This window comes from Micromonospora sp. NPDC049114 (assembly GCF_040648635.1).
In the GTDB taxonomy this organism is placed as follows: domain Bacteria; phylum Actinomycetota; class Actinomycetes; order Mycobacteriales; family Micromonosporaceae; genus Micromonospora.
On record NZ_JBEZEA010000015.1, the window covers coordinates 48,049 to 64,662 of the forward strand.

A 16,614-nucleotide genomic window follows, 5' to 3' on the forward strand; every position below is an offset into this window, starting at 1 on the left:
CGGAACGGACGCGTCCCCTCCGGGGCCGTCACGCGAGGCCCTCGCCGGCGCTGACGCGGACGCCGCGCGCCCAGTCGGTGGCCGCCATGGCGCGCTTGCCCGCGGCGCGGACCTCACCGAGGCGCACCGGCACGGTGGCCGTGCCGGCCAGCACCCGGGTCTTCTCCACCAGCAGCTCCCCCGGTTTGAGGTCCGGGCCGTCGGGCACCGGTGCGACCGGGCCGAGCTTGACCCGCTCGTCCCGGAAGGTCGTCCACGGGCCCGGGGCGGGCGTGCAGGCGCGGATCCGCCGGTCCACGGCGAAGGCCGGGTCACTCCAGCGCACCCGGGCGTCCTCCACGGTCAGCTTCGGCGCCAGCGACACCCCGTCGGCGGGCTGCGGTTCGGCCCGCGCGGTGCCGTCGGCGATCGCGTCGAGCACCGCCACCAGCAGCCCGGCGCCGGAGTCGGCGAGCCGCTCCAGCAGGTCGCCGGAGGTGTCGCCGGGGCGGATCTCGTCGGTGAGGGTGCCGAAGACGGGGCCGGTGTCCAGGCCCTGCTCCAGTTGGAAGACGCTGGCGCCGGTCAGCTCGTCGCCGTGCAGCACCGCGTGCTGCACGGGCGCGGCGCCCCGCCAGGCGGGCAGCAGCGAGAAGTGCAGGTTGATCCAGCCGTACCGGGGGATCTCCAGGGCCGCCGGCGGCACCAGCGCGCCGTAGGCGACCACCGGCACGCAGTCCGGGGACAGCTCGCGCAGCCGGTCGAGGAACTCCGGGTCGCGGGGGCGGGCCGGCGTGAGCACCTCGATGCCGTGCTCGTCGGCCCACGCGCCGACCGGGGAGCGGGACAGGCCACGGCCCCGCCCGGCGGGCGCGTCGGGCCGGGTGACCACGGCGACCAGCTCGTGCCGGGAGGCGGCGACGGCGGCCAGGGCGGGTACGGCCACCGCCGGCGTACCGGCGAAGATCACACGCATCCCGGTCACCGACCCAGACCGAACGGGCTGCCGCCGGCGTGCGGGTTGACCTTGACCACCGGCGGCGCGGCGGCGTCGTACCACTCGGCCTGGCGGATGGCCTTCATGGCCTCCTTGCGACCGGCGGCGTCGAGACGGTCGAGGAAGAGCACACCGTCGAGGTGGTCGGTCTCGTGCTGCACGCAGCGGGCCATCAGCCCGGTGCCGACGATCTGCAGCGGGTCGCCGTAGCCGTTGAAGCCCTTGGCGATGACGTTCTGCCGGCGCTTGGTGTCGAAGTAGAGCCCGGGGATGGACAGGCAGCCCTCGGGGCCGTCCTGCTCCTCCTCGTCGGGGAACTCCAGCACCGGGTTGACCAGGTGCCCGAGCACGTCGTCGACGTCGAAGGCGAACACCCGCAGGCTGACACCGAGCTGCGGCGCGGCCAGGCCGGCGCCGTTCTGCCCCCGCATCGTGTCGGTGAGGTCGGCGATGAGCCTTCGCAGCTCAACGTCGAAGTCGACCACCGGATCGGCCGGCGTGCGCAGCACCGGATCCCCAAAAAGACGGATGGGCTGGACGGTCACGCGGGACGGCTCCTTCGGCAGGTGGGCGAGCGGTGCCGTACCAGTCTACGGAGTGCCTCCGAGTGACCCGGCCGGCGTACCTCGATCGGCCACCGCCGGTGTGCCCAGCGTCACCGGCAGGCTCTCGTAGCCGCGCAGGGTCAGGCGGGTCCGGTGCCGGGGCGGCCCCGCCAGGGCCAGCTCGGGCAGGCGGCGCAGCAGCATCGGGAACGCCAGCTGCGCCTCCTGCCGGGCCAGACCGGCGCCGAGGCAGTAGTGCGGGCCGGCGCCGAAGGACAGCGGATGCGCCTGCTCGCGGGTCGGATCGAAGCGCCCCGGCTCGGGGAACCGGCGCGGGTCGCGGTTGGCCGCGCCGAGCAGCAGCAGCGCCGTGCTGCCGGCCGGCAGGTCGAGCCCGCCGCAGCGCACCGGCGCGGTGCTCGTCCGGGTGGTCAGCTGCACCGGGGAGTCGTAGCGCAGCAGCTCCTCGACGTACGCCGGGGCGAGCCCGGGGTCGGCGCGCAGCGCGTCGGCGGCCCCGGGGTGGCGCAGCAGCACGACCAGGCCGTTGCCGAGCAGGTTGGTGGTGGTCTCGAAGCCGGCGACCAGCAGCACGACCAGGTTGGCCAGCAGTTCGTCGCCGGTGAGCCGGGCGCCGTCGGCGTCGTGCACCTGGACCAGCGCGGTGGTCAGGTCGTCGGCCGGTGCCCGGCGTCGGGCGACGATCAGCTCGACGAAGTAGTCGCGCAGCTCGGCGGCGCCCGCGTCGGCGACGGCCAGCTCCTCGGTGGTGATCTCCGGCTCCAGCACCCCGGTCAGGTCGCCGGCCCAGCGGCGGAACAGCGGCCGGTCGGCCGCCGGTACGCCGAGCAGCGCGCAGATCACCCCGACCGGCAGCGGGTACGCGAAGTCGGCCAGCAGGTCGACCGGCTCGCCGTCCGAGGCGCGGGCAATCATCGCGTCGAGCAGTTCCTCGGCCTGGGCGCGCACCACGTCGCGCATCCCGGCGATCCGGCGCGGGCTGAACGCGCCGGCGGCGAGTCGGCGCATCCGGCTGTGATCGGGCGGGTTGGTCCGCAGCATGGACCGGGCGATCGACGTGATCGCCGGGCTCTGTCGCCAGTTCGGCCAGACCTGGTCCCGCAGCGCGTCGTCGAGCACCCCGAGCCGGGGGTCGCGCAGCAGCTCGTCGACCTCCGGGTAGCCGGTCACCACGTACATGCCGGGCAACGCCTGCACCACCGGGCCGTGCGAGCGCAGCCGCTCGTACGTCGGGTACGGATCGACGCGTCCCTGCGGCGACATGAGCAGTGTGAGCGCCTCGGCAGCATCCATGACTGGCCTCCCCCGTCGATGCGTCGGAGGCTCCATCATCCCGGTGCCGCCGGCAGCCGGCATCCCCCCGCCCGGCACGCGCGTCAGCCCGGGGTGGCCGCCGCCCGGCTCAGCAGGGCGCGGACCCGCTCGCCGTCGGGGTGACCGAGGTCGTCGAGGATGCCCAGGGCACGCCGCCAGGTACGCGCCGCGCCGGCCGGGTCGCCCGCCGCGTGCCGGCTCTCGCCCAGCCGGGAGAGGGTGTCCGCCTCGTCGTAGCGGTCGCTGATCCGCCGGTACAGCCGCAGCGCCCGCCCGTAGCAGCGGATCGCCTCCCGGTGGTCGCCCAGGCGCGCGTGGATGAAGCCGAGGCTGTCCCAGGTGTTCGCCTCACCGTGCCGGTCGCCGGTCCGGCGCAGCAGCGCCAACGCCTGCTCGCAGTGGGTGAGCGCCGGGCGGTACTGGCCGAGCTGGGCGTGCGCCCAACCCACCGCGTTGCGGGCGCTGGCCTCCCCGGCCAGATGGCCGGCGTCCCGGTACAGCGCGAGAGCCCGCCGCACGTGGTCCAGCGCCTCGGCGTACCGGCCGAGGCCGTCGAGCATCGCGCCGAACGCCCGGTGGGTACGCGCCTGCCCGGTGTGGTCACCCAGCGCCCCGAAGAGCGCCAGGGCCTGCCGGTAGTTGCTCGCCGCCTCGTCGACCCGGCCCAGCCGGGACAGCACCCGGGCGAGGTCGCGGTGGGCGTTGGCCTGCCCGAGTCGGTCCCCCGCCTGCCGCGCCCCGGCCAGGGCGGTCCGTTGGGCGACGGCCAGGTCCGGCCACCGTCCCCGGCGTTGCAGGAAGTCCACAAGCGTCCACGCGAGCTGCCAGGCGTGGCCGTCGAACCCGGCGCGTTTCGCGTGCCCGACGGCCGCCAGCAGCACCGGGTACTCGACGGTGAACCAGGCGAGCGCCTCAGCGTGGTCGGTGATCTCCTCGGGCACCACGCCCGGTGGGGCCGCCGTCAGGGTGACCGGATCGCGACCCGGCTGCAGCAGCAGCGCCGCCGCGTGGGCGGTGTGCAGGTAGTGGTCCAGCCCGCGCCGGATCGCGGCCCGCCGCGCCTCGGCCGGCTCACGCCGCTCGGCCTGCTCGGCGGCGTACGCCCGGAGCAGGTCGTGCGCGCCGAACCGGCCGGGAGCGTGCTCGCTGACGAGATGGGCGTGGGCCAGCTCCGTCAACAGTCGGGGCACCTGTTGCCGGGGCAGCCCCGCCAGGCTGGCCGCTGCGGCGACCCCGATGTCCGGGCCGGGGTGGCAGCCGAACAGCCGGAACAGCCGGGCCGCCGCGGGCGTGAGGCTCCGGTACGACCAGGAGAGGACGGCCTGTACGTCGGTGCCCGCGTCGCCACCGTCGAAGGAGTCCAGCGGACGCGGCGCCCCGCGCAGCTCGGCGGCGAGGGTGGCCAGGGGGAACGCGGGATTCGCCGCACTCCTCGCGGCGAGCACCGCCAGGGCCAGCGGCAGCCGCGCGCACCGCTCGATGATCTCGTCCACGGCCTGCGGCTCGACCGCCAACCGCTCGGCCCCGAGTCGCCGGGCCAGCAGCTGCCAGGCCTCGGCGGCGCTGAGCAGGTCGACGCCGACCGGCCGGGCGCCCTCGGTGGCGACCAGGCCGGCCAGCCGGTTGCGACTGGTGACCAGGACCAGGCAGGTCGGGCTGCCGACCAGCAGCGGCCGGACCTGGTCGGCATCGCGGGCGTTGTCCAGCAGCACCAGCATCCGGCGACCGGCGAGCAGGCTGCGATAGAGACCCACCTGCGCGGGCAGGTGGGTGGGGATCCGTTCGGGCGGCACCTCCAGGGCCTCCAGGAAACCCCGTACCGCCTCGACGGCCGTCACCACCGTTCCGGTGGAGTCGAATCCGCGCAGGTCGACGTAGAGCTGGCCGTCCGGGAACCGGTCGGCGACCCGGTGCGCCCAGTACACCGCAAGCGTCGTCTTGCCCACCCCGGCCGTGCCGGACAGCGTCACCACCGTCGCCGGCGCCCGGCCGCCGTCGCCGGCGCTGTCCGGGTCGGCACAGGCGAGATCGAGCTGCGCGAGCTGGGCGGCACGTCCGACGAATCCGGGCAGCGCCGGGGGCAGTTGGCGGGGCACCGGGAAGCGGGCCGGAGCCGGGGCGGCCCGCGTCCCGCCGCTGCGGCCCCGTACGGCCCCGGCTCCCGCCCGGCCGGTGGCGGCGTGGTCCCGGGTCGCACGTCGACGTCGCTCCTCGATCCGGTCCCGCGCCGTGGCCAGCACCCCCTGCTCGGCGGGGGTCGCGCCGAGCAGCCGGATGAGCGCGTCGAACCGCTCCGGCGGAGGCAGGATGTTGCCGGCGAAGTACTCCCCGATGATCCCGCGCGACCAGCCGGTCTTCGCCGCCAACTGCCGGTACGTCAGCTGCGTCTCCCCCTGCTGCCGGGCTTCGCGGCGGCGCAGCTGGCGCAGCAGGCCGGCCAGCTCCGGCAGGGTCTGCGCCTCGACGCCGCCGCGGGCCACGTCGAACGCCGCGGGCGGCCCCTGCGGTGCTCGACGAACGCCGGACGGTACCCGTTGGTCGGACATGCGGCCCCCACCCCCTACCGGTCACCCGGCCGCCCCGGGTGCCGACACGGGCAGGCTAGTTGCGGTCACACTCCGCTAGATAGGAGGCAGCCGATGTCTGACAGTTCACATCGGACCTTTGCCCCCGTCCGGCGGTGTCCGACCGTGTCCAGTCCCGTCCAGGATCGCCGTGCTGAACCGACGTCTCGTGCCACCGTCCCTGGTGCGGGTTCGGCCCGCGCCACGAAACCCTGGGGAAGGGGTACAGATGATCCGTCCACACCCGACCGCCCGACGGTCCACGACGATGCTGCGTCGCATCGCCGTCACCGCGTGCGGCCTCACGCTGCTCGTCGCGGGCGTGAGCGGCGCACCGGCCACCGCCGCGCCGAAGGGCAAGGCCACCACCGCCGGATCGTTCGTCGACAGCACAGCGGTGCCGGGCGGCTTCGCCTCCTGGTCCGAGCTGCTGGAGTTGCAGCAGCGGATGAACACCGCCGCCGCCCAGATCACCAACGCCGCGCAGCGCAGCGCGAACTCCGGCTTCGCCGGTATCATCGCCGATCCCACCACCCGCCAGCTCCAGGTCTACTGGAAGGGCGAGCCGCCGGCCCGCCTCGTGGCCAACGCCCGGGCCACCGTCGCGACGACGGTGCTGCCCGCCGCGTACTCGCAGCGGGAGCTGATGGTCGCGGCCGACCGGCTGCGGGCCTCGGCCGGCGACAGGATCACCACGGTGGGGCCGCGCGCCGACGGCGCCGGCCTGCTCGTCGGTACGCAGAGCGGGCTGCTCGGCGCGACGGCTCTCGCCGGCGTTCCGGTGACCGTGCAGACCGGCGTCGCCGCCGCTCCCGCCACCCGCTGGGACGACAGTCCGCCCTGGTGGGGTGGCGCCGCGTGGCGCAACACCGCCACCGGCGGCGGCTGCTCGACCGGCTTCGGCGTCTTTGCGGGCGGGGTGTCGCGGGTGCTCTCCGCCGCGCACTGCGCCAACCTGAACGTGGTGGCGGCCGACCCGACCGGGCAGACCATCGGCACCGTCATCAGCCGCAACGTCAGCAGCGACACCCTGCTCATCGCGGGCAGCTCCGGCGGCCGGGTCTTCAACAACAGCACCGACGCGGCCGGCGCGGTGGTCAGCGAGTTCAGCAACCAGGTGATCGGCGCGCAGGCCAGCCAGGTCGGCAACTGGGTGTGCAGCTCGGGCGCGTACTCCGGCACCCGGTGCTCGATCCAGGTGAAGGCCCGCAACCTGTGCATCAACGTGCGGAACTTCGGCACGGTCTGCGGCCAGGTGCAGGCCGAGAACACCACCCACACCAACGGTGTCGGTCAGGGTGACAGCGGCGGCCCGGTGGAGATCGTGAATGCGGCGAACACCCTCCAGGTCTGGGCGACCGGCACCAACACCGCCATCGACGACACCAACACCTCGACGGCGTGTACCGGCTACGTCCCCACCGGGCGGGTGTGCGCCTGGCGGTTCTACTACGAGGACATCTTCTCCGGCATGGCCGGCGTCGGCGCCTCGGGCGTGGTCCTGGGCTGACGCCTCGGGGCGTTCCGTCGGTCGACCCGACGGCCGGGCCGGCGCGCACCCCGCGCGCCGGTCCGGTTCCGCGCTGGGCTCAGGCGCCGACGCCCCGGTCCGCGGCGAGCACGGCGTCGCCGCCGAGCAGCGCCGGCTCGGGCAGCGGCAACTGGATCTTGTGGGCCGCCTCCCAGTCGTAGACCAGGCCGGGGCGCACCTGCGCGGCGAAGTAGTCCACGGCGCTCATCCCACCCACCACCGGCTCGTCGACCTCGGCGACGAGCTGGGCGGGGACCAGGGAGAAACCGTTCTGGATGGCGGCGCTGAGCCGACGGTGACCGTCGACGACGAAGAAGTACTCCCCGGTGAAGCCGATCTTCAGCGGTTCCAGGGACTCGTCGCCGGCCTCGGCCACGTCGCCGACGAACTCGCTGTCCCAGAGCCCGCGCAGCGTCGCGATGTCCTCGGTCGGGTAGACCCGCGCCGGGTCGAGCAGCAGCAGCGGCGGGCCGTCGCGCAGCACGTCGGCACCGAGCGTGCCCTCGTACGCGGCGATGATGTGCTCGACCACCTCGGCGGCGGAGGCTCGGGTCGTGTCGCAGATCAGGTCGTAGTTGCGCAGCCGCGCCTTGTCCACCCCGTAGCGGACGATGAACCGGCTGCGTTCGCTCTCGCTGCGCTCACGGAGCTTGGCCTTCGCCTCATCCAGTGAGGCGTAGCTCTCCGCCGGGCCGGACGGGCGGGCCAGCACCCGGCGGGCCGCCTCACCCGGCTCAGTGATCATGTGCACCTTGAGCGCGTGGGTGAAGAAGTGCCAGGCCAGCCGCGAATCCATGATCAGATGCTCGCCGGAGGCGGCGATGTCGCGCTGGAGCTGGTCGACGTAACCGTCGACGGCCTGGTCCAGCTCGGCGTGCAGATTGAGCTGCAGGGCTGTCATCTGCCGCTGCTGCGCCATCTCCCGATAGAGGTCACCGACGCTGACCCGGCGCATCCCGAGCCGCTTGGCGATCTCCACCGACACGGTGCTCTTGCCGCTGCCGAGGTCGCCGTTGAAGACGATCGATTGTCGAACGGTCACGACTGGTCCACCCCTGATAACCGGCTTCCTGACATCATCGACATCGCGTCCGACCGACGCGTTCCCGGCCCGCCCGCTTCGGCGGTGCCGTGACCTGGGGCCGTCGTACGCCCGAGCATGACGGGCGATGCTACCACCTCGACGCCAGCGCTTTGCCGGACGCGGTGTGCGGGCGGCGCCCGTCGGGCGGGGTACCGCCCGCCCGCGAGAGCGGCCCACTCTCCGGGGAAAACGGTCAGAACAGGCTCAGCGGATCGACCTGGAGACGAACCGGGTCGGCGGCCTTGCGGGCGGTGCGCACCCCGGCGGCCGAGTGCAGGGCCTCGGCGAGCGCCGCGGCCCGCGCCCGGGGCACCCGGACCAGCATCCGCTCGCGCCCCTCGTCAGCGGGCACCGGCCCGAGAACCTCGGCGTCACCGGGCAGCCGGGCCGCGGCGAGCAGGTCGGCAACCGCCTCGGCCGGGCCGGTGACGCTGGCCATCCGCACCGCCGGCGGGAAACCCAGCTCGCGGCGCTCGGCCAACTCCCGGCCGGCGAACCAGGCGGCGTCCCAGCGCAGCAGCGCCTGCACCGGGGCGAGCGCGCCGTCGGCGACCACCACCACGCGGCCGGCCGGCGCCGGGCGGGCCAGGGCCGCTGCGGACAGCCACCGGCGCAGCGCCTCCTCGCCGGCCCGCAGGTCGGCCCGGGTCAGCAGGGCCCACGAGTCGAGCAGCAGGACCGCGCCGTAGCCGCCCTCGGCGACCGGCTCGGCGCCGGGGGTGGCGACCACCAGGGCCGCACCGCCGGGCACGTCGGTCAGCACCTCCTCCCGTCCCGAGGTCCGCACCGGCACGTCGGGAAAGGCCCGGCCCAGCTCCTCAGCGGTACGCCGGGCGCCGGTCACCGCGGCCCGTAGCCGCCGACCGCCGCACTGCGGGCAGGCGTACGCCGCGGCGACCCGGGCGCACCACCGGCAGGCGGGGGTGCCGCCGGCCGACGGCAGCGCGAGCGGCCCGGCGCAGTGCGCGCAGCGGGCCGGGGTACGACAGTCGGCGCAGGACATCGAGGGCAGGTAGCCGCGCCGGGGCACCTGCACGAGCACCGGCAACCCCGCCCGCAGGGCGTCACGGGCGGCCGTCCACGCGAGGCTGGGCAGCCGAGCGGTCGCCGCACCGGGATCACGGGCGAGCTGGGGGTCGTCACCGGTCGGCGCGATGGCCGGTATCCGGGCCCGCACCGTCGCCCGGTCGGCGACCACCTCCCGCGCCCAGCCGGTCTCCAGCAGCAGTTGCGCCTCGGCCGTCCGGGCGTACCCGCCGACCAGCGCGCCGGCCTCGCCGAGCTGCGCGCGGGTGAGCAGCACGTCGCGGGCGTGCGGATAGGGCGCCCGGGGTTCGGAGTGCAGGTCGTCACCGTCGTCCCAGATGGCGACGAGTCCGAGCCGGGGCACCGGGGCGAACATCGCGGCCCGGGTCCCGATGACCACCGGCACCTGCCCGCGCCGGGCGGCGAGGAACGCCCGGTAGCGCCGGGCCGGCCCGAGGGCGGCGGAGAGGCTGACGTGCCGGCCCGGGCCCAGCACGACGGTCAGGGCGGCGTCGAGGCGGTCGAGGTCGCGGGCGTCGGGGACCACGACGACGGCGCCGCGCCCACCGGCGACGGTGGCGGCCACCGCGTCGGCGTAGCGGGCGGCCCAGTCCTCGCCGGGCAGCGCGGACCAGACCGCGCGGGGCGCCCGGCCGTCGGTGAGCGCCCGCAGCAGCGCCGGCCCGGTCGGGTAGTCCCGCCAGCCGCGCGGGTCGACAGCCTCCCCCGGCACGGCGGGGGCCGTCGCCGGCAGGGCGGGGGCCGTCGCCGGCACGGCGGGGGCCTCCCCCGGCGGGACGAAGGGGGCCTTCCCCGGCGGGGCGGAGGTCGTCCCCGGCGGGGCGGGGGGCTCTCCCGGCACAACGGGGCCGACCGCGTCGCCGGCAGCGCCGGACTCGGCCGCCGGCGACGGCTGCTCGTGGGGCTCCTTCTCGACCCGGGCGTGCCGGGGCGGCACGGCGAGCCGGAGCACGTCGGCCAGGTTGCCCGCGTACCGGTCGGCGACCGCCCGGGCCAACCGGGTGATCTCCGGGGCCAACACCGGCTCGGGCGAGACCACCTTCTCCAGGTAGGCGAGCCGGCCGGTGTGCCCGGAGTCGTCCGCCCGCGACAGCAGCCAGCCGTCGACCAGCTGCCCCGCGAAGCGCACCTTCACCCGGGTGCCGGGCACCGCCACGTCGGCCAGGTCGGCCGGCACCAGGTAGTCGAACGGCCGGTCCAGGTGCGCCAGCGGAACGTCCACGCAGACGCGCGCGACCGGCGACCCGTCCGCGGGTCGCCGGTCGCTACGCCTGGTGGCGGTCAGGCTCCCGCGGCCGACTTGAGGTCGGCGGCCCGGTCGGTGCTCTCCCACGACAGGTCCGGCAGCTCCCGGCCGAAGTGGCCGTACGCGGCGGTCTGCTGGTAGATCGGGCGGAGCAGGTTGAGGTCCCGGATGATCGCGGCCGGGCGCAGGTCGAACACCTCGGAGACGGCCTTCTCGATCGAGGCGACCGGCACGGTCTCGGTGCCGAACGTCTCGATGAACAGGCTCACCGGGTGCGCCTTGCCGATGGCGTAGGCGACCTGCGCCTCGCACCGCTCGGCCAGGCCGGCGGCGACCACGTTCTTGGCCACCCAGCGCATCGCGTACGCGGCCGAGCGGTCCACCTTGGACGGGTCCTTGCCGGAGAACGCGCCGCCGCCGTGCCGGGCGTACCCGCCGTAGGTGTCGACGATGATCTTGCGGCCGGTCAGGCCGGCGTCACCCATCGGGCCGCCGATCTCGAACCGGCCCGTCGGGTTGACCAGCAGCCGGTAGCCCTCGGTGTCCAGACCGAGGCTCTCCAGCTCGGGCGCGATGACGGAGTCGCGCACGTCCGGGGTGAGCAGCGACTCCAGCGAGATGTCCGCGGCGTGCTGGCTGGACACCACGACGGTGTTCAGGCGGACCGGGCGGAGCCCCTCGTACTCGATGGTGACCTGGGTCTTGCCGTCCGGGCGCAGGTACGGGATGGTCCCGTCCTTGCGGACCGCGGCGAGCCGGCGGGCCAGCCGGTGGGCGAGGGCGATGGGCAGCGGCATCAGCTCGGGGGTCTCCGAGCAGGCGAAGCCGAACATCATGCCCTGGTCGCCGGCGCCCTGCGCGTCCAGCGCGCTCTCCGACGCACCGGTGCGCAGCTCGAAGGCGTTGTCCACGCCCTGCGCGATGTCCTCGGACTGCGCGCCGATGGAGACGCTGACCCCGCAGGACGCGCCGTCGAAACCCTTCTTCGACGAGTCGTAGCCGATGTCGAGGATGGTGCGCCGGACGATGGTGGGGATGTCGGCGTACGCCTTCGTGGTGACCTCACCGGCGATGTGGACCTGGCCGGTGGTGATCATGGTCTCGACCGCGACCCGGCTGTGCGGGTCCTCGGCGAGCAGCGCATCGAGGATGCCGTCGCTGATCTGGTCGGCGATCTTGTCCGGGTGGCCTTCCGTGACCGATTCGGACGTGAAGAGGCGGCGTGTCACGGCACTCCTAAGCGTGTGAGGTCGTTCCGCGGCAGTCTAGTCACCGCTGCGGCCGGTGTCGGGATCGGTCGCGCGCTGTTCCACCCGTCAGGAGCGGTTGGCCAACCGCGCCACGACGAGGTCCCACACGGTGTCGGCCACGGCCTCCTTGGCCTGCTCCGGCAGACGGCTCACCGAGCCATCCGCGCCGATGACCGTCACCGTGTTGGTGTCGGCGCCGAAGACCCGGTCCGGACCGACCTCGTTGACCACGATCAGGTCGGCCCGCTTCCGGGCGAGTTTCGCCCGGCCGTTGGCCTCCGCGTCGCCGGTCTCGGCGGCGAACACCACCAGCACCTGCTCCGGTCGCTTGCGCTGGCCGAGCTCCGCCGCGATGTCCGGGTTCGTGACGAGCTCGATGGTGGGAGCGACACCGTCGTCCGACTTCTTGATTTTGCCAGGCGCGTACGTCGCCGGTCGGAAATCGGCCGGAGCCGCCGCCATCACGACCGCGTCGGCCTCGGCGGCGGCCTGCAGGGTCGCCTCGCGCAGCTCGGCGGTCGTGCCGACGCGGACCAGGTCGACCCCGGCGGGGTCGGCGAGGGAGACGTTGGCCGCGATGAGCGTGACCCGCGCGCCCCGGGCGACAGCCGACCGGGCGAAGGCGTAGCCCTGCTTGCCGGACGAGCGGTTGCCGAGGAAGCGGACCGGGTCCAGCGGCTCGCGGGTGCCGCCGGCGGTGACCACCAGCCGGCGGCCGGTCAGGTCGGCGGGGGCGGACCCGCCCCGAGCCAGGACCTGGCGGGCGACCGCGAAGATCTCCGCCGGGTCGGGCAGTCGGCCCTTGCCGGTGTCGGCGCCGGTGAGCCGCCCGACGGCCGGCTCGATGACCCGCACGCCCCGGGACCGCAGCGTGGCGACGTTGGCGACGGTGGCCGGATGCTCCCACATCTCGGTGTGCATGGCCGGAGCCAGCACCACCGGGCAGCGGGCGGTCAGCAGCGTGTTGGTCAGCAGGTCGTCGGCGAGCCCGTGGGCGGCCTTGGCGAGCAGGTCGGTGGTGGTCGGCGCGACCACCACCAGGTCGGCCTGCTTGCCGAGGCGGACGTGCGGCACCTCGTGCACGTCGGACCAGACGTCGTCGGCGACCGGTTGGCCGGAGAGCGCCGCCCAGGTCGGCGCCCCGACGAACTTCAGCGCCGACGCGGTCGGCACGACCCGGACCCGGTGGCCCGACTCGGTGAAGAGTCGCAGCAGCTCACACGCCTTGTAGGCGGCGATGCCGCCGCCGACCCCGAGGACGATCGAGGCGGACATCGACGGGTGCGGGCTTACGGCTGGTCGGTCGGCTCGGCGGTGAGCAGGCCCGCGTTGATCTCGCGCATGGCGATGGAGAGGGGCTTCTCCTGCGGGGTGGTCTCGACGAGCGGACCGACGTACTCCAGGAGGCCCTCACCGAGCTGGCTGTAGTAGGCGTTGACCTGGCGCGCGCGCTTGGCGGCGAAGATGACCAGCGCGTACTTCGACGTCGTCTTCTCAAGGAGCTCGTCGATCGGCGGGTTGGTGATGCCTTCGGGGTTGGCGATGGATCCCACGAATTAACCTCTGCGTCTTTCGAGCCGCGCGGACGCGGTGCTGAGTCTCAACGGCGGCCGGCCGTCAGCCGCGTACACGCGACCAGGCCGGATCCGGATAAGAAGAACCGAGTAAGCCTACCAGCTCGTCGGCGACCCGATCGGTGTGGTCGTGCGTCAGGGTGTGCGCGAAGGCGGCGGCCACGGCGGCGTCGGGTCGGTGCCCGGGTGGGATCAACAGCACCAGCCGCGCGGCGGGCACTCGCGCCCGCACCAGCCGGGCGCCGGGGACGTCGAGCGGGAGCAGGACCGGCTGCCCGGCGTCGAGCCGGGCGCGCAGCGGCGGGTCGAGGGTGCCCCGGTGGTACGCGCCGATCCGGGACCACTCCAGCAGGTCTCCGGTGGCCACCCGGCGCTCGAACTCGGCCGGGGCGAGAAAGACCCGCTGCTCACCGTCCACCTCCGGCTCCCGGCGCGGCCTCGTCGTTGCCGGCACCGGGATCCACACGGACGGGAAACGCGCCCGAACGAGCTCGACGACACTCTCCCTGCCGGAACCCGAAGGTCCAGCCAGGACAGTGAGCCGAGCCGCCGGGCGCGTCTCGCCATCCGTGCTCACTGCTTGTTTCTACACGCTGCCAGGTTCAGTTGGCGGCGAACTCTCCAAGCAGTGCCTTGCGCTGCTGCTCGCCGAGGCCACGCAGGCGACGGCTGTCAGCGATCTTGAGCTTCTCCATGATCTGGGTAGCCCGGATCTTGCCGATGCCCGGCATCGCCTGCAGGACGGCCGAAACCTTGAGCTTGCCCACGACGTCGTCGCTCTCGGCGCGCTCGAGGACGGCACCAAGGGTGGTCTTGCCCTGCTTGAGCTGCTCCTTCAGCTCGGCACGGGCCTTGCGGATCTCCGCGGCCTTCTCGAGCGCGGCAGCGCGCTGTTCGGGGGTCAGTGACGGGAGCGGCACCAGTTCTCCTCAGGTCCCTATCGCGGCGGGCGGGGCGCACCGCCGCATCTGTGAAACGTGGTGTCGCTGTGAACCAAGGGGTCCGTGGTTCCCAGCGCGGGGAAAACTAGCGGTCAACGGAGCTTTCGGCAACGTGGGCGCGCGATGATCATCGCAAAGTGACCGAGCCGTCAGTCAGTCACCGGGCAGCCAGAACGGCCCGGCACTCGGCCGAGACCCGGTCGGCGGCGGCCCGCAGGGCGTCCGCGTCCGGTCCCGCCGACAGGACCTCCCGGGAGTACGACGGGAGCACCGAAGCGAGGCTGGAACCGAAGACGGTGCGCAGATCCGCGGCGCCCGCACCCTGCGCGCCGAGCCCCGGAGCGAGCAGCGGACCCCCCACGCCGGAGAGGTCATGACCGGTGTCACCGATGGTTGCGCCGACCACCAGACCGAAGCTGCCGAGGGGGGTCGCACCCCTGTTGAGCTGGGAAATCTCGTCGATCACGGTCTGCGCGACGGTCCGCCCGTCGGCCGTGCGGGCCCGCTGCACGGCCGCGCCCTCGGGGTTCGAGGTGAGGGCCAGCACGAAGACCCCGCCGCCGTGTTTGGCGGCCAACTCGAACATCGGCGCCAGCGAACCTACTCCCAGGTAGGGACTGGCCGTGACCGCGTCGACATACAGCGGGCTGGATGGATCAAGGTACGCGGAGGCGTACGCGCTGACCGTTGAGCCGATGTCGCCACGCTTGACGTCCAGAAGAACGAGCGAACCGGCTTCTCGTAACTGTCGGATAGTTGACTCAAGGATCGCCACACCGCGGGATCCGAATCGCTCGAAAAAGGCCGACTGAGGCTTGACCACCGCAACCCGGTCACCGAGCGCTTCCACCACGGTCCGGGAGAACCGTTCGAGGCCGTCGACGTCGTCCGCGAGGCCCCACCGGGCCAGCAGACCGGGATGCGGGTCGATGCCCACACAGAGCGGTCCGCGCTCGCTGACGGCCCGGTGCAGTCGGGTGCCGAAGCTCTCCATCTGTGCACTTCCCCTCTACTCGTCCGGGCGGCGGACCGCCTCGGGGCGTACTCGTTGACCGGGACCGCTCAGCCGGCCGCCACCGCCGCCGCCACCCCGGCCGCGATACGGGCCAGGTCGGCGTCGTCGGTGACGTACGGCGGCATCGTGTAGATCAGGTCGCGGAACGGCCGCAGCCAGACGCCCCGCTCGACGGCCGCCGCGGTGGCCGCGCCGAGGTCGACCTCGTGGTCGAGCTGGACCACCCCGATCGCCCCGAGCACCCGCACATCCGCCACGCCCGGCGCGGCGCGCAGCGGCTCCAGGCCGGCGCGCAGACCGGCGTTGACCCGGGACACCTGCGCCGCCCAGTCCCCGGCCCGCAGCAGCCCGATGGAGGCGTTGGCGACCGCGCAGGCCAGCGGGTTGCCCATGAACGTGGGCCCGTGCGCCAGCACGCCGTCGGCGGAGATGCCCCGGGCGACCTCGGCGGTGCACAGCGTCGCGGCCAGGGTCAGGTAGCCCCCGGTGAGCGCCTTGCCCACGCACATCACGTCGGGGGCCACCCCGGCGTGTTCGGCGGCGAACATCGCGCCGGTACGGCCGAACCCGGTCGCGATCTCGTCGAAGATCAACAGCACCCCGTGCGCGCGGGTCACCTCGCGCAGCACCCGCAGGTAACCCGGATGGTGGAACCGCATCCCGCCGGCGCCCTGGACGACGGGCTCGACGATCACCGCGGCCAGCTCGTCGGCGTGCCGCTCGACGGTGTCCACCAACGCCGCCACGTACGCCTCGTCCGGCGGGTCGGTGAAGCCGCCGGGCGGCACCGGGGCGAAGATCTGCCGCGGCAGCACGTCACCCCAGAGGTGGTGCATCCCGCCCTCCGGGTCGCAGACGCTCATCGGGTGGAACGTGTCGCCGTGGTAACCACCCCGCCAGGTCGCCAGCCGGCGCCGCTGCGGCCGGCCGACGGCCCGCTGGTACTGCAGGCACATCTTCGCCGCCACCTCGACGCTCACCGAGCCGGAGTCGGCCAGGAACACGTGCTCCAGACCCTCCGGGGCCAGCTCGACGAGGGTCCGCGCGAGCTGCACCGCGGGCTCGTGGGTGAGGCCACCGAACATCACGTGGCTCATCCGGGCGAGCTGGTCGGTCACTGCCGCGTCCAGCACCGGGTGCCGGTAGCCGTGGATCGCCGCCCACCAGGACGACATGCCGTCCACCAGCTCGCGGCCGTCGGCCAGGGTCAGCCGTACGCCCTCGGCGCTCCGCACCACGTACGGCGGGTTCGCCGGCGGCAGGGCGGCGTACGGGTGCCAGACGTGCGCCCGGTCGGTGGCCAGAATCTCCTCGGGCGTCATGCGTGCTCCTTCCGGACCGGACGGCGGACCAGGCGGTGGGCCGGACGACGGGCCGCGCGGCCGGGCGGCACCTCTCCCCATCCGCCTTTGCTCTGCTTCAGCGGAGGCAACAGTGGGTGTCCGGGTATCGGACGCCCACTGTCTCCTCGGTTGAAGCAGTGCAAAGGCGGCAGTGACCGGTCGG

The 16,614-nt window shown here is 74.1% G+C and carries 14 protein-coding genes; 1 reads left to right on the plus strand and 13 read right to left on the minus strand.

Features of this window, described 5'->3' with window-relative positions; genetic code table 11:
* Positions 1 to 28: 28 nt before the first annotated feature.
* The 4 genes from fmt to AB0B39_RS29000 form a co-directional block, all read right to left on the minus strand.
* Positions 29 to 955 carry a methionyl-tRNA formyltransferase gene (gene fmt, locus AB0B39_RS28985; protein ID WP_357497727.1) on the minus strand — a complete coding sequence of 309 codons (927 nt, stop codon included), beginning with the start codon at positions 953 to 955 and terminating at the stop codon, positions 29 to 31.
* Between the two features lie 5 nt (positions 956 to 960).
* Complete coding sequence (def, locus tag AB0B39_RS28990; RefSeq protein ID WP_266249922.1) at positions 961 to 1,521, minus strand: peptide deformylase; 561 nt, start codon at positions 1,519 to 1,521, stop codon at positions 961 to 963.
* Between the two features lie 45 nt (positions 1,522 to 1,566).
* Positions 1,567 to 2,835: a cytochrome P450 gene (locus tag AB0B39_RS28995; RefSeq protein WP_357575897.1), complete on the minus strand. Its 1,269-nt coding sequence runs from the start codon at positions 2,833 to 2,835 to the stop codon at positions 1,567 to 1,569.
* An 83-nt stretch (positions 2,836 to 2,918) separates the two neighbouring features.
* Positions 2,919 to 5,402 carry a tetratricopeptide repeat protein gene (locus AB0B39_RS29000; RefSeq protein ID WP_357497723.1) on the minus strand — a complete coding sequence of 828 codons (2,484 nt, stop codon included), beginning with the start codon at positions 5,400 to 5,402 and terminating at the stop codon, positions 2,919 to 2,921.
* Positions 5,403 to 5,649: 247 nt separating this feature from the next.
* Here AB0B39_RS29000 and AB0B39_RS29005 point away from each other — a divergent pair, with 247 nt between their 5' ends.
* Positions 5,650 to 6,930, plus strand: coding sequence for a hypothetical protein (locus tag AB0B39_RS29005; protein WP_357575898.1), 1,281 nt, complete (start codon positions 5,650 to 5,652; stop codon positions 6,928 to 6,930).
* A 79-nt stretch (positions 6,931 to 7,009) separates the two neighbouring features.
* On the opposite strand, the gene AB0B39_RS29010 is transcribed toward AB0B39_RS29005, so the two are convergent.
* From AB0B39_RS29010 to AB0B39_RS29050, 9 genes are all read right to left on the minus strand, one after another.
* Entirely contained in the window at positions 7,010 to 7,993 is a 984-nt protein-coding gene (locus tag AB0B39_RS29010) for an AAA family ATPase (RefSeq protein WP_234589692.1), read from the minus strand.
* Between the two features lie 235 nt (positions 7,994 to 8,228).
* Positions 8,229 to 10,304: a primosomal protein N' gene (locus AB0B39_RS29015; protein ID WP_357575899.1), complete on the minus strand. Its 2,076-nt coding sequence runs from the start codon at positions 10,302 to 10,304 to the stop codon at positions 8,229 to 8,231.
* 59 nt (positions 10,305 to 10,363) lie between these two features.
* Positions 10,364 to 11,557, minus strand: a complete 1,194-nt coding sequence (gene metK / locus AB0B39_RS29020) for a methionine adenosyltransferase (protein WP_234588148.1) — start codon at positions 11,555 to 11,557, stop codon at positions 10,364 to 10,366.
* An 87-nt stretch (positions 11,558 to 11,644) separates the two neighbouring features.
* Positions 11,645 to 12,853 (minus strand): bifunctional phosphopantothenoylcysteine decarboxylase/phosphopantothenate--cysteine ligase CoaBC, encoded by a 1,209-nt coding sequence (gene coaBC, locus AB0B39_RS29025; RefSeq protein ID WP_357497716.1) that lies wholly within the window; start codon positions 12,851 to 12,853, stop codon positions 11,645 to 11,647.
* Between the two features lie 14 nt (positions 12,854 to 12,867).
* The gene (gene rpoZ, locus AB0B39_RS29030) at positions 12,868 to 13,131 is read right to left on the minus strand and encodes a DNA-directed RNA polymerase subunit omega (protein ID WP_007075826.1); all 264 of its coding nucleotides are present in this window, start codon (positions 13,129 to 13,131) and stop codon (positions 12,868 to 12,870) included.
* Between the two features lie 64 nt (positions 13,132 to 13,195).
* The gene (locus AB0B39_RS29035; RefSeq protein WP_357497714.1) at positions 13,196 to 13,729 is read right to left on the minus strand and encodes a guanylate kinase; all 534 of its coding nucleotides are present in this window, start codon (positions 13,727 to 13,729) and stop codon (positions 13,196 to 13,198) included.
* Positions 13,730 to 13,754: 25 nt separating this feature from the next.
* Positions 13,755 to 14,072 carry an integration host factor, actinobacterial type gene (gene mihF / locus AB0B39_RS29040; RefSeq protein ID WP_007458370.1) on the minus strand — a complete coding sequence of 106 codons (318 nt, stop codon included), beginning with the start codon at positions 14,070 to 14,072 and terminating at the stop codon, positions 13,755 to 13,757.
* Positions 14,073 to 14,250: 178 nt separating this feature from the next.
* On the minus strand, positions 14,251 to 15,087 hold the full coding sequence (gene pyrF / locus AB0B39_RS29045; protein ID WP_357497712.1) for an orotidine-5'-phosphate decarboxylase: 837 nt from the start codon (positions 15,085 to 15,087) through the stop codon (positions 14,251 to 14,253).
* Positions 15,088 to 15,155: 68 nt separating this feature from the next.
* Positions 15,156 to 16,430, minus strand: a complete 1,275-nt coding sequence (locus AB0B39_RS29050; RefSeq protein ID WP_357497710.1) for an adenosylmethionine--8-amino-7-oxononanoate transaminase — start codon at positions 16,428 to 16,430, stop codon at positions 15,156 to 15,158.
* Positions 16,431 to 16,614 lie beyond the last annotated feature (184 nt).